Annotated in this window: 12 protein-coding genes and 2 pseudogenes; 5 read left to right on the top strand and 9 right to left on the bottom strand. The window is 75.6% G+C overall.

All coding sequences use genetic code 11. From position 1 onward, the window contains the following. Positions 1 to 69: 69 nt before the first annotated feature. From ACIRBY_RS14965 to ACIRBY_RS14955, 3 genes and pseudogenes are all read right to left on the bottom strand, one after another. The gene (locus tag ACIRBY_RS14965) at positions 70 to 735 is read right to left on the bottom strand and encodes a hypothetical protein (RefSeq protein WP_403900756.1); all 666 of its coding nucleotides are present in this window, start codon (positions 733 to 735) and stop codon (positions 70 to 72) included. A gap of 56 nt (positions 736 to 791) precedes the next feature. Then, positions 792 to 1,127 (bottom strand): hypothetical protein, encoded by a 336-nt coding sequence (locus ACIRBY_RS14960; RefSeq protein WP_403900754.1) that lies wholly within the window; start codon positions 1,125 to 1,127, stop codon positions 792 to 794. Positions 1,128 to 1,235: 108 nt separating this feature from the next. After that, positions 1,236 to 1,550: pseudogene (locus tag ACIRBY_RS14955) on the bottom strand (cupin domain-containing protein); the annotation flags it as partial. Position 1,551: 1 nt separating this feature from the next. Between ACIRBY_RS14955 and ACIRBY_RS14950 the strand changes: the two are divergent. Further along, a pseudogene (locus tag ACIRBY_RS14950) lies at positions 1,552 to 2,184 on the top strand (LysR family substrate-binding domain-containing protein); the annotation flags it as partial. A gap of 21 nt (positions 2,185 to 2,205) precedes the next feature. Here the strand turns inward: ACIRBY_RS14950 and ACIRBY_RS14945 are convergent. Then, complete coding sequence (locus tag ACIRBY_RS14945) at positions 2,206 to 3,255, bottom strand: helix-turn-helix domain-containing protein (protein ID WP_403900752.1); 1,050 nt, start codon at positions 3,253 to 3,255, stop codon at positions 2,206 to 2,208. Positions 3,256 to 3,363: 108 nt separating this feature from the next. Between ACIRBY_RS14945 and ACIRBY_RS14940 the strand changes: the two genes are divergently transcribed. Further along, positions 3,364 to 4,260, top strand: a complete 897-nt coding sequence (locus ACIRBY_RS14940) for an alpha/beta hydrolase (protein ID WP_403900750.1) — start codon at positions 3,364 to 3,366, stop codon at positions 4,258 to 4,260. Between the two features lie 269 nt (positions 4,261 to 4,529). Here the strand turns inward: ACIRBY_RS14940 and ACIRBY_RS14935 are convergent, their stop codons facing one another. From ACIRBY_RS14935 to ACIRBY_RS14920, 4 genes are all read right to left on the bottom strand, one after another. Then, on the bottom strand, positions 4,530 to 5,198 hold the full coding sequence (locus ACIRBY_RS14935; RefSeq protein WP_403901132.1) for a DUF5701 family protein: 669 nt from the start codon (positions 5,196 to 5,198) through the stop codon (positions 4,530 to 4,532). Positions 5,199 to 5,362: 164 nt separating this feature from the next. After that, positions 5,363 to 5,827, bottom strand: coding sequence for a lamin tail domain-containing protein (locus ACIRBY_RS14930; protein ID WP_403900748.1), 465 nt, complete (start codon positions 5,825 to 5,827; stop codon positions 5,363 to 5,365). A 399-nt stretch (positions 5,828 to 6,226) separates the two neighbouring features. After that, positions 6,227 to 6,973: an MBL fold metallo-hydrolase gene (locus ACIRBY_RS14925; protein WP_403900746.1), complete on the bottom strand. Its 747-nt coding sequence runs from the start codon at positions 6,971 to 6,973 to the stop codon at positions 6,227 to 6,229. A 135-nt stretch (positions 6,974 to 7,108) separates the two neighbouring features. Beyond that, complete coding sequence (locus ACIRBY_RS14920) at positions 7,109 to 8,083, bottom strand: GlxA family transcriptional regulator (protein ID WP_403900744.1); 975 nt, start codon at positions 8,081 to 8,083, stop codon at positions 7,109 to 7,111. A gap of 272 nt (positions 8,084 to 8,355) precedes the next feature. On the opposite strand from ACIRBY_RS14920, the gene ACIRBY_RS14915 reads away from it, so the two are divergent. After that, entirely contained in the window at positions 8,356 to 8,595 is a 240-nt protein-coding gene (locus ACIRBY_RS14915; RefSeq protein ID WP_403900742.1) for a hypothetical protein, read from the top strand. Between the two features lie 51 nt (positions 8,596 to 8,646). Continuing rightward, positions 8,647 to 9,759 (top strand): FUSC family protein, encoded by a 1,113-nt coding sequence (locus ACIRBY_RS14910; RefSeq protein ID WP_403900740.1) that lies wholly within the window; start codon positions 8,647 to 8,649, stop codon positions 9,757 to 9,759. A 166-nt stretch (positions 9,760 to 9,925) separates the two neighbouring features. Here the strand turns inward: ACIRBY_RS14910 and ACIRBY_RS14905 are convergent, their stop codons facing one another. Beyond that, the gene (locus ACIRBY_RS14905; RefSeq protein WP_403900738.1) at positions 9,926 to 10,408 is read right to left on the bottom strand and encodes a DedA family protein; all 483 of its coding nucleotides are present in this window, start codon (positions 10,406 to 10,408) and stop codon (positions 9,926 to 9,928) included. A gap of 239 nt (positions 10,409 to 10,647) precedes the next feature. Between ACIRBY_RS14905 and ACIRBY_RS14900 the strand changes: the two genes are divergently transcribed. Next, a complete protein-coding gene (locus ACIRBY_RS14900; protein ID WP_403900736.1) occupies positions 10,648 to 11,832 on the top strand; it encodes a cytochrome P450 in 1,185 nt (394 codons plus the stop codon). Position 11,833 lies beyond the last annotated feature (1 nt).

Here is an 11,833-nt window from a genome sequence, read left to right as displayed (position 1 = left end):
ACGCCGACGGCGCCGTCCTTCTGCGCCCGGGTCCGCGTGGCATGTGGCCGTGTCCTCTCCCTGCAGCCGTCACCGGCCGGAACCATACGGTCCGCTCGGGACGGCGCGGCCGGTGGCCGCGGTGCGTGGACGGCCCGCGAGCCAGGCGGCGGTCCGTTCCTTGAACTCGCGCAGGACGTAGGGGCTGTCGTCGGACGCGATCCGTTCCAGATGCCGCAGGACGTGCTCCGAGCGGTCCGGCCGGCGGACCGCGATCACGCCGACACCGGTCTCGCCCGTCGAGGCGCTGATGTACACCCCGCCGTCGAGGGCCATCATGGCGAAGCCCGGGTGACCGGCGCGGACGCCGAGGAACGCCGACGCCGCGCCCCGGCCCATGACGTCCCAGCGGTCCAGGAGCCGGACCCGGGTCCACAGCGCCGGTGCGGCGCAACGGTCGCCGTGCAGGTGCTCCAGGGCGGCCCGGTGCGTACGCGTGCCCTGCGGGAGCTGGACGAGGAACTCGCGGCGGTGGTCGAAGAGCCCCTGGGAGACGGCGAGGCCGTACCAGTCCTCGTTGAGCCGGTCGACCAGCCGGGGGGCGTCGTACCGGTGGGAGAAACCGCCGGCGACGTCCTCGGAGCGGTATCCGACGACGAAGGGCACCGTGCCGTCCGGCACGGCGTTCGGGATCACCTCCAGGCCGGCCCGCCGCAGCGGCCGGTACACCTTGCGCTCGCGTTCCCGGATACCCATCGTCCACTGTTGTAGCAAGGGCGACGCGCCACCACCCCACCGCCCCCCGCCGGGCCTCAGGCGTGGCTGACGATCACCAGCAGCGCGGCGCACTCGGCGAGGACCTGGACGGCGAGCGCGGCCCGCCGGACCCGCACCGCCGGCGCGGCCACGGCGACGACCAGCGCCACGACGCCGAGTGCGGCACCCCATCCGAACAGCCACCCCGGCAGTCCGGAGGCGCACTGCTCCCCGTACGTCACGCACCGCGACGCCCGCTCCGACGCCAGCGTCAGGACACCGGCGACGGCGGCCGCGGGAAGGAAGAGGACGGCGGCCACGACCGACCAGATGCGGGTGAGGTCCCGCGGCGGGGCCGCCTGGACCGGGGGAAGGGGATCGGATGCGTTCATGCCCCCAGCCAACCCGCACGGGCGGGCCCGCGACAGCGTCCGGCTACTCAGATCACCGGACGCCGCGTACTCGGGTACCGCCTGCCCGCGGAGCCAGGGGAACGGCCGTCAGGTGCGCGGTGTGGCGGGGAGGCCGGTGGCGGGGAACTCGGTGGCGGGGCGGGTGGCGTAGCGGGCCATGGCCGTGGCGTTCGCCTCCGGGGTGAGCGGGCGTCCGTCGGCGAGCAGGTCCCGGAGGTCCCGGAAGTACTGCGCGTACCGGGCGGGGGTGAACGTGCTGAGCATGACGGCCGGCTGGTCGGTGACGTTGGCGAAGGTGTGCGGGGCGCCGGGCGGCACCACGACGAGGGTGCCGGCGGGGGCGTCGTGGCTGTCGTGGCCGACGGTGAAGCGCACCGTGCCGGAGAGGACGTAGAACCCCTCGCGGGTGGAGCGGGCGCGGGTGCGGGTGGCGGCCGCGGCCGGCGCCGGGACCCTCACGGTCGGCATGATGACCGATCACGCCGACCCGGGCGCCCACCGCCTGGCCGCCGCGTACCGGCGGCGCCATCCGGGTGTCGAGGTCCGCGTCCGCGAGACCGACCTGGCCGATCCGACGTGCGGGCTGCGGGCCGGGCTCGTCGACGTCGCCCTGACCCGCGGGCCGTTCGACCAGAGCGGTCTGACCGCCCGTGAGCTGCGCGCCGACCCCGTGGGGGCGGTACTGCGCGCGGACGACCCGCTGGCGGAGCGCGACGGCCTGGAGCTGGCCGATCTCGCCGGCCGGCGGTGGTTCCGGTTCCCCCCGGACACCGATCCGCTCTGGCAGTCCTACTGGCACGGCGGGGAACCCCGCGAGGGCCCCGTCGTCCGCGCGGTGCAGGAGTGCCTCCAGGCCGTGCGCTGGAACGGGACCGTCGGCCTCGCCCCGCTCCTTCACGCCCCGCCCGAGGGGCTGGCCCTGGTGCGGGTCGTCGACATGGCTCCGAACCCCGTGGTGGTGGCCTGGCCGCAGGGCGACGCGAACCCGCTGGTGACGGCCTTCGTCCGGATCGCCGTCGGGGCCTACCGCCGCTGACCCCGGTCCGGCGGACCCGCCCTACGCCGGCCGGCCGCCGTCGGCGAGCAGCCGCCAGGCCGTGAGGGCGAGCCCGGCACGAACGGGGCCGGCGGGTGCGGTGAGGTCCATGCCGAGACTGCGGCCGATGTGTTCGAGACGGCGGGAGACGCTGCTGTGGTGGAGGTGGAGGAGTTCGGCGGCGCGCCGCAGCGAGCCCGTGGCGCAGTAGGCGTCCAGGGTTTCCAGGTCCTGCGGGTCGGACGCGAGACGGGCGATGGCGGCCACGTCCGGGTTGTCCCGCAGGGCCTCCCGCGGGATCTCCGCCAGCAGGGCCAGCGCGCCCAGGTCTGCGTAGGCGACGACGGGTGCGCGCGGGCCGGTGAACCGCAGGGCCGCCCGGGCCTGGCGCCAGGAGCGGTCGGGGGCGGCGTCCGCGCCGATGCCCGCACGGGCGTCGACCGGGAGCCGGCCCGGGTCGACGGCGGTGGCCAGGACGACGCCCACGTCACCGACGAGCGCCGCCTTGACGGTGCCCGCCGGGCACACCAGGGCGCCGAGGCGGGCGAGCGGCAGCGGCGACCGGACGGCGAGGACGCGGACCGGCACCCCGGCGGCGAAGCCCAGCAGCCGCAGGGCGCGGGCCCGGTCCGCCGCGTCGGCGTCGGCGCTGATCGCCAGTTCGACGAGGGCGGGGTCGGCCATGGTGGTCCGGGCGGGACCGTACCGTTCGACGGCTCCGGCGGCGGCGAGGGCCAGCCGGTCCAGGAGCACCTCGTCGAGCGGGCCGGGCGCACCGGGGCGCTCCAGCCACACCGTGCCGACCTCCTCCTCGTCGAGCGTGATCGGGACCGTGGTGGACGCGGGCGGCGGCGGGGCGGGGGCGGGCCTGCCGTCGGGCGCCACGCGCACGACGCGCCCCGTGCCGTGGAGCCGGAGCCCCACCACGCATTCGGCGAGTCCGGCCGACGCGCGGCCGAGGGCCGGCAGGTCCACCCGCCGGCGCATGAGCGTGTCGTAGAAGGCGACGATGCGCATCGCCCCGTCGACGTACGGATCCAGCCCCGACAGCCGTACGGCCAATGCCTCCATGCCCGAAGGATAGGGCGAGGGGGCCGCGCCGTTCGGTGCGCCTGCGGGGCGGGATGCGCGACGGGTGGCGGACGACGCCCGCGGGCCGGGGCCGCCAGGATGGTCGCCATGGACCCCGAACTCGAAGCATTCATACCGCTGTTCCCGCTCTCCGACTGGACCGATCCGGTCGCCGACCGCAAGGTCTACGCGGAACTGGCCGCCGCACGGCCGGCCCCCGACACCTCCGGCCTGCTCGTCGAGGACCGCCTCGTACCCGCCGACCCGCCCGTGCCCATCCGTCTCTACCGCCCGCACCAGCCGCAGGGCGCCGTCGTCTGGATGCACGGCGGCGGGCACGTCGTGGGCGACCTGGACACCGAGGACCCGTGGGCCTCCCGGATCGCGGCGGCCAGCGGCGCGGTGGTGGTCTCGGTGGGCTACCGGCTGTCGCCCGAACACCCGTACCCGGCCGCCCTGGAGGACGTGTGGGCGGTCCTGGGCTGGACGGCCGGCCATGCGGCCGACCTCGGTGTCGACCCCGCGCGGATCGCGGTCGGGGGACACAGCGCCGGGGCGAACCTCGCGGCGGCGGTGGCGCTGCGGACGCGCGACGAGCAGGGCCCGGCGGTCCACTTCCAGCTGCTGAACGAGCCCGGGCTCGACGACCGCCAGGAGACCTGGTCGCAGCGGCGGTTCACCGACACCCCCTGGCTGACCCGGGACAAGCTCCGTACCTCGTGGCGGCACTACCTGGGCCCCGGGCCCGCGACCGCGTACGCGGCACCCGCCCGCGCCGCCGACCTGTCCGGGCTGCCGCCCGCCTACATCGCCACCGCCGAATTCGACCCGAACCGCGACGAGGGGATCGAGTACGCGCTGCGCCTGCTGCGGGCGGGCGTACAGGTCGAGCTCCACCAGTGGCCCGGCACCTTCCACGGATCCCTCGCGATCCTGTCCGCCGAGGTGTCCCAGCGTCAGGTCACCGAGCTCGGGGCGGTCCTGCGGCGCGCCCTGGCCCCGTGAGAGGAGTGGGGAGTAAGGCCGTGGCGAAGGCCGTGAGGTCCGGCTGACGGCGTGCGCGCGCGTGGTCGCCCTGCCCGTGTCCGCGGGCATCGGCCCGATCGCGGCGGCGGCCCCGGGGCCACTGCGACCCCGGCCGGCGCCGGGGCCCCTCCGCGCTTCTTCGCGGGATTCCGAGGCGGCGGCCGTGGCCGCCGGGTGACGGAGCGACGGCCGGTGAACCGGCCCCGCGGAACCTCAGGCGCGGCGGCCTGTGAGCCGGGCCGCGGTCCTCAGGCGCGGCGGCGGCCGCTGGCCGAGCCGAAGCCCAGCCAGGTGTGCCGGTTGTTCCACCAGCACCAGCCCACTTTGGGGGCGTCGCGCCGCTCGCGGCCGTCCCGGCCGGTGCCGTTGCTGATCCAGATGGCCGGGGTGCGGGTGTCCAGGGCGCCGTTGGGCTTGCGCAGCCGTGAACCGATGGTCATGAAGCAGTGGTTGCGCTCCAGCACCTCCGGCCGCTGCAGCAGCCAGTGGATGCCCTCGGTGAGCACGAGCGGGGTGCGGCCCTTCTCGCCGAGGGCGGGCAGGGCCTCCTCCGGGCTCCGGTCGGCCAGGTCGTCGCCCCGGTCGAGGCCGTCGACGAGGTAGAGGGGTGCGTCGGGCAGCTCGGCGTGGTACGGCACGAAGCCGTCGACGTCGGTCATGTCGACGACCACGAAGCCGGGCTTGCCCGCACGGTGGAGCAGCGGCGCGAGGACGGAGGCGGGGGCCCGGTCCGGGTGGACGGCGAGCAGGGCACCGCCGCTCCCGGCTCCGGCACCCCCGGCGCTCCGGGCGAAGTCCCGCAGCTCGGCGGCGGAGATCCCGGAGAGCTCGGGCACCCCGAGCCCGATCAGGCGTTCTGCCTGGGCGGCGAGCGGCGGAAGCGGGGTCACGGTGTCGGCGGAAGCGGTCTCGGGCACGGGCACGGGCACGACACTCCTCGTATGCGTGATCGAAGCAGCGGCCCCGGCTCAACGAGGCGGACCGCAGGAACGTTCCCGGCCCGCACGCCGAGGCGCCGCCCCTCCCCCTCCGCTGCCGCTCCCGCCGCGGCGGCGGAGGGGGAGAACCCGTCTACCGGGGGTCAGCGGCGCCGGCCCCAGGTCTCCGTGTCGACGACGCGGCCCCGCTCGTCACGCAGGACGGCGGTGTCGCCGTTGTTGCCCCAGATGTATTCGTGGCTGTTCTGGAACAGGTCGGTACGGGAGTTGCGGCCGCTTCCGGTGTGGATGCGGATGGTGGCGTGGCTGTTGATGCGGACGTTGTCGAAGCGGTAGCGGTTGCCGTCGTCGTCGCGCAGGGTCCAGCCGCGGAGGTTGATGGCGTTGCGGGTGGTGTTGGTGATCTCCACCCATTCCGCGTTCAGGGAGCGGTTGGAATGGTCGTCGCGTCCGGGGCTGTCGGCCTGGACCCGGCTGATCTCGACCCGGGGGTGCTGGCGGTGGTCACGGTCCTGCGCGGCGGCCGGCAGGGCGGCCGCGCCGACGACGGCTCCGGCGGCGAGGACGGTGGCGGCGATACGGCGGGCGGAGGAAGAAACGGAGGACATGGGTGACGCTCCCTCAAGAAGCCTGCTCCACCAGCCGAAACAGGTGGTGGCAGCGGTGCGGATTCCCGGCCCGGAGTGAGCCGGTGGCCACACTCTCGACCCGGCACCCGCCCCGCTGCAGCCTCCGCCGGGGCCGGTTACCAGAAGCGGACATTTCCGTCACAGTCGCCTGCACACCCCACACATCTCCCGCCGCCCCGGCCCTGACAACCGGTGCCTCCTGCACCCACCCGCCCGCCTCACCGGCACGGCCGTCGCCGCGCACCGGCGCACCACCCGGCGCACTCGGAACACCCGCCACCCAAGCGGAGCTAGATATTCCGTAACAGCCGTTCGCCGGATTTCTTCGCACGTCCGTACGTAGTCGGCACGCATCTTCGTATCCTCGACCCCTCGACGTCACTCGCCGCGGGCGGTCAGGCGTCCGGCGGCGGCGAGCCGTGCGAGGCGGTCGTGTTCCCTCTCGGCCCACCGCCGGACCCGGTCGGGATCCAGCGCGCCGCCGTGGCCGACGTGCAGGCGGGTGGGGTTGAGGGCGAGCATCTCGCGCAGGCTGGCGAGGTTCTGCCGGGGGTCGTCGTGGAAGGGCGGATCGGCGGGCCGGCCGGGTATGAGGCCCATGAAGGAGTTCGCGATCAGGTCACCGGCGACGAGGTCGCCGTCGTCGGTGAGGACGGAGACCGATCCGGCGGTGTGGCCGGGGGTGGGCATGATCCGCGCCGCGAGGCCGAAGTCGTCCAGGGCCGTCTCGCCGTCGATGAGTACCGCGGGGTCGAACGGCTCGGCCCGGGCGTGGAGCTTGCGGTTGCGGGCCATGAGGCGGCCCATCGGACCGGTGGGCAGGTAGGGTTCGCGGACCCGGCCCGAGCGGTACGGGCCGAGGTCGGCCACGTGGCCGGCGAGCGGCGCGCCGGTGAGCCGGTGCAGTTCGGCGGCGGAGCCGAAGTGGTCGATGTGGCCGTGCGTGATGACGATCAGGGCGACATCGGCGGGATCGACGCCGTGGCCGGTGACCTGGCCCAGGATCGCTCGGCCGCTGCCGGGGGTTCCGGCGTCGACGATGACCGGCCGGCGTCCGAGGAGCAGGTAGGCGTTGATGTGGTGCCGGCCCAGGACCGGGATCGGGACGACCTTCGTGCGGGACATGGCTCTCCTCCGAAACGTGCCGGCAGGCACCGCGTCCGGGCATGGCGGGGCCCGCCCGGTGCGCGGGTGCGCCCGGTAACCGGCGGTGGTGTGGGTGATTGGGCGGGGCGGGGTGGCGGGGTGGGGCGGGCGGGCTCAGAAGCGGCGGCGGTACTCGGCCGGGGTCGTCCCCAGCCGCCGCCGGAAGACCCGGTGCAGCGTCTCCACGGAGCCCAGCCCGCTGGCGGCGGCCACCTCGGGCAGGCTGCGGTCGCCGTCCTCCAGCAGCCGCCGGGCCGCCTCCAGCCTGGCCGCCTCCACGTAGGAGGCGGGCGTGGTGGAGGTGCGCTGCCGGAACAGCCGGCTGAAGTGGCGGGTGCTCAGGTGCGCACGGGCGGCGAGGGCTTCGAGGGACAGGTCCTCGGCGAGGTGTTCGGCGATCCACCTGCGCAGCCCGTCGATCCGGTCGTCCGAGGAGCTCTGGACGGACAGGGGCACGCTGAACTGGCTCTGTCCGCCGGAGCGTTTCACGTACATCACCATCGTGCGGGCGGTGGCGAGCGCGAGGTCCTGGCCGTGGTCCTCGGCGACCATGGCCAGCGCCATGTCCATCCCCGAGGTGACGCCGGCGCAGGTCCACACCCGCCCGTCCCGGATGAAGATCGGGTCGGGATCGACCCGCACGCCGGGGTGATCGGCGGCCAGCCGGTCCGCGGTGAGCCAGTGGGTCGTGGCGGGCCGGCCCTCCAGCAGCCCCGCGGCCGCCAGCAGGTGCGCCCCCGCACAGACCGACCCGATCCGCCCGGCTCCGGGTGCCGCACGGCGCAGCCATGCGGCGACCTCCCGGTCGACCACCGGCTCCACACCGCCGTCGACGAGCTCGATCGCCCCCGACACGACCAGGGTGTCGATCGGGGCGGCCACCTCGTCGAAGGCCAGATCGGCCATCAGCCGCACACCGCTGGAGGTGGCCACGGGGGCGCCGTCGGGCGTCGCGATCAGCACGCGGTAGCCGGGCCGGTCGGCTCCCGCGACCCGGGAGGCCACGGAGAACACCTCGGCCGGACCGGTGGCGTCGAGCAGCTCGATCCCCGGGAAGGCGACGATCACGATGCGGTGCGGTGCGGACACGCCCTGATCATTCCGCCCGGTCCGGGATGGCCGCAATGACCAGGATCTGTCACATCGGGCCATCGGAAGGGGCGGGCCGTCGGGAGGGGGCGGGCCGTCGGGAGGGGGCGAGCCGTCGGGAGGGGTGGGTGCTCGACGGGGGCGCGGCCCCGTCGCAGCCAGGATGGCCGGACCGCACCCCCTGCAAGGACCCTTACCCACGTTCCGTCCCGCCCATGAGGGGTAGGGCGGCCGGCTCGCCCATATATTCGAACAGGTGCTCTAATAGATGAGTGACGCCCCTCCGCTTCCCCGACGACCTGGTCGAGCTGCAGGCCGCATGGCTCGACACCTACGCGGCCCTGGCCCGCCGACCCGCGCCCCCCGGCACCACGGCCCTGCGCCGCCGGCTCATCAGCCTCTCCTGCCGCATCGCCGCCCACCCCTACTGGACCGTCCCGGGCCGCTCCCGGGCCGCCCGGGTGGAGCTGCGCCGCCAGGCCCGCGCGCACCGGTGGACGGAGGCGGCGTAGACACCCCGGCAGTGATCCACACCCCCGGCCCGGATCACTAGGATGTCCGGCATGTCCGGTCTGGTCGCCGTTCCGTACGTGTCCACCCCCGGCGGCCGACTGCGGTCCGCCGCACGGCTGGCCCTCTGCGCGGCCGTGTCCTGGTACCTGTGCCTGTGGTGGGGCACGAGCACGGCCCCCGTCCCCGCCGCGCTCCCCGCGGTGCTGATCCTGCGCGAGGACGTCTACGCCTGGCCGCGGCTCGGGTGGGAGCGCCTCGCCGGCGTGGTCGTGGGCGTGGTGCTGAGCACGGTCCTGCTGCACTGGGTGACGGACCCGGCGTGGTCCTTCCCGCTCGTGCTCCTCTGCGGCTGCGCCGGGATGTACCTGCTGGGGCGGCCCGGTTCGCCCAACCAACAGGTGCTCATCACCGCGCTGATGGTCTACGCGACCGCGGTCCCCGGGTACCCGCTGGCCCGGCTGGAGGAGACCCTCGTGGGCATCGCCGTCGTCGTCCTCCTCGGGCCGCTCCTGTGGCCTCCCGACCCCTACCGGTCCGCCACCGCGGGACTGGACGGCTACCGGACCGCGGTCGGGGAGCTCCTGGCCGGGATCACCGGCGCACTGGAGCGCGGCGCGACGGCCCACGAGGCCCTGGGGGCCGCGGCGGCGGGCGCCCTGCCGGAGCGGGCGCGCCTCTGGCTGCGCCCGCAGGCCTGCCGGGACGCCTTCGACCGCGCGTCGGGCGGCCGGGCCCCGCTGCGCCGCCGGACCGGCCGGCCGCCGGAGGGACTCGACGGACGCCTGGTCCTGGCCGCCCGGACGGCGCTGACCCTCCAGTACTTCACCGAGGAGCTGTACGAGCGGACGCGCCCCGGCGGCTCCGCCAGGCCGGCGGCACCCGCCGCGGACGGTCCGCACGACCCCGCTCTGCAGGCCTTCGCCCCCCTCGTCCGGGTCACCGCCGACGCCCTGGACGCCGCGCTGCGGGGCAGCGACTTCGCCGAGCCCCTCGACCGGGCCCGCGCCCTCGACCTGGCCCACCGCAAGGCCCACCCGTCCCGGCACGACGCGGTGCTGCGGGCCGGGCTCCACCTGACCCACGAGGCCCTCGCCGACCACCTCCGCCTCGGCGGCGCCCCCGTCCCCGCCCCGCCCGACCGGCCACCGCCGCCCCCGGCGTGACGGGGCACGACCGCCGGCCGGACCACGCCGAGCACGGTCTTCCCGTCGGGCCGGACCTCCGCCCTGAGCGCCACCTCCTGGACGCCGCCGCGCGCCGACGCCCTCTGCACGTCCACCACGGCGAGCCGCGCCGGCGGTGGTCCGGCCCTCGTGGAGGCGGAGGCGGTCAGGAGCCCTCGGCCGCGGTGTCACCGCAGGTCTGGGCCGCCTTCCGCCTGCGGTACACCACCACCGCGCACACCGCGAGGAGGAGGGCGGCCACGGCGGACACCCCGAGGGCCGTCCGTTCGGCGAAGAGCCTTCCCAGCACCTCGAGCACGCCGAGTCCCGCGGTCGCGTAGACCAGCGCCCAGGCCGCACCGCCCACGAACAGGGCGGGGAGGTAGCGCGGCAGCGGCATGCGCATGCTGCCCGCGAGGAAGTTGGCGGCGGTCTGGAGACCCACGGTCAGGAAGGAGACGGCCACCACGGGAGCGCCCCACCGCTGGATCGCCCGCTCGGCACGCAGGAACTTCGCCGAGGAGATCCGCGCGGCGAACCTGCTGCGCCGGGCACCCGCACCGGTGAGCCACCCGACGGCGAACGTCCCTCCGGCGCGGAGCAGGACGATGGCGTACAGGGCTCCGGCGGTGAGCACGATGCTGTCCACGGGCCTCCTCCAGAACTCCGGGCCGGAACCCGGGCCGGCACGCCCGCGGATGCAGGCAAGGTTAGCCTAACCGAACACGCATGCGGAAGCGTAGGACGCCCGCCGCCCCAGCCCCCGCCCCGGTCCCCGCCGCCGCCCCGCCCCGCCCCGGTCCCCGGCCGCGCCGCCGTCCCCGCGCCGGTCCGGCCACCGCGGGGGCCGCGGGAGGGGCCCGCAGGAGCCGACATAGGCTTTTGATCATGCCTACCGAGCTTCCCGACCTGGCCTCGCTGATCGCCGCCCCCCACGAGACGTACGTCCGGCTCCGGGAGGCCGGGCCCGTACACCGGGTCACCGGGCCGGACGGACTGCCCGCCTGGATCGTCACCCGCTACGCCGACGTGCGCCGCCTCCTCGCCGACCCGCGGCTCTCCCTGGACAAGGCGCACCGTCTGCCCGGCCACTACCAGGGCTTCTCACTGCCCCCGGCCCTCGACGCCAACCTCCTGAACATGGACCCGCCGGACCACACCCGGATCCGCCGCCTGGTGGCCAAGGCGTTCACGCCCGGCCGCGTGGAGGGGATGCGCGGCGGCATCCAGGCCCTGGCGGACCGGCTGCTGGACGAGGTCGCCGACCGGGGGCGCGCCGACCTGGTCGCGGACTACGCCGCACCGCTGCCGATCACGGTCGTCTGCGACCTGCTGGGCGTACCGCAGGACTCCCGTCCGGACTTCCGCGCCTGGACCGACGCGCTGGTCGCCCCCGACCCGGCGAACCCGGCGGCGACGAAGCAGGCCGTGGTGGCCATGCTCGGGTACTTCCCGCAGCTCATCGACGACAAGCGCCGCACGCCGGGCAACGACCTGCTGACGGACCTGGTCGAGGTCCGCGACGGCGGCGACCGGCTCACCGAGGACGAGCTGACCTCGCTGGCCTTCCTGATCCTGTCCGCCGGCTACGAGAACACGGTCCAGCTGATCGGCACCGCCGCCCTGGCCCTGCTGGACCACCCGGAACAGGCGGCCGCCCTGCGCGCGGACCCGGACCGGATCGAGGCCGCGGTGGAGGAGTTCGCCCGCCACGACGGCCCGGCGCTGCTGGCCATCCGCCGCTTCCCGGTCGAGGACGTCGAGGTCGGCGGCGTGCGCATCCCGGCCGGGGAGACCGTGATGCTCTCGCTCGCCTCGGCCAACCGCGATCCCGAGCGGTTCGCCGAACCCGACCGCCTCGACCTGGACCGGCAGGACGGCGGCCACCTGGCGCTCGGCCACGGCATCCACTACTGCGTGGGCGCACCGCTGGCGCGCCTGGAGACGCAGATCGCCGTGGGCACGCTGCTGCGCCGCTTCCCCGGCCTGGCGCTGGACGTGCCGCGCGAGGAGCTCCGCTGGCGGCCGTCGATGCGCGCCCGGGGCCTCGTCGCCCTGCCGGTCCGGTTCTGAG

The organism is Streptomyces sp. NPDC096136, from assembly GCF_044763325.1.
Classification (GTDB): domain Bacteria; phylum Actinomycetota; class Actinomycetes; order Streptomycetales; family Streptomycetaceae; genus Streptomyces.
This window is presented reverse-complemented; position numbering and strand designations above follow the sequence as displayed.

Bases quoted from the DNA above. Each gene is read 5' to 3' on its own strand.
- ACIRBY_RS14965 (WP_403900756.1), bottom strand. From the start codon at position 735: ATGGGTATCCGGGAACGCGAGCGCAAGGTGTACCGGCCGCTGCGGCGG.
- ACIRBY_RS14960 (WP_403900754.1), bottom strand. From the start codon at position 1,127: ATGAACGCATCCGATCCCCTTCCCCCGGTCCAGGCGGCCCCGCCGCGG.
- ACIRBY_RS14945 (WP_403900752.1), bottom strand. From the start codon at position 3,255: ATGGAGGCATTGGCCGTACGGCTGTCGGGGCTGGATCCGTACGTCGAC.
- ACIRBY_RS14940 (WP_403900750.1), top strand. From the start codon at position 3,364: ATGGACCCCGAACTCGAAGCATTCATACCGCTGTTCCCGCTCTCCGAC.
- ACIRBY_RS14930 (WP_403900748.1), bottom strand. From the start codon at position 5,827: ATGTCCTCCGTTTCTTCCTCCGCCCGCCGTATCGCCGCCACCGTCCTC.
- ACIRBY_RS14925 (WP_403900746.1), bottom strand. From the start codon at position 6,973: ATGTCCCGCACGAAGGTCGTCCCGATCCCGGTCCTGGGCCGGCACCAC.
- ACIRBY_RS14910 (WP_403900740.1), top strand. From the start codon at position 8,647: ATGTCCGGTCTGGTCGCCGTTCCGTACGTGTCCACCCCCGGCGGCCGA.
- ACIRBY_RS14900 (WP_403900736.1), top strand. From the start codon at position 10,648: ATGCCTACCGAGCTTCCCGACCTGGCCTCGCTGATCGCCGCCCCCCAC.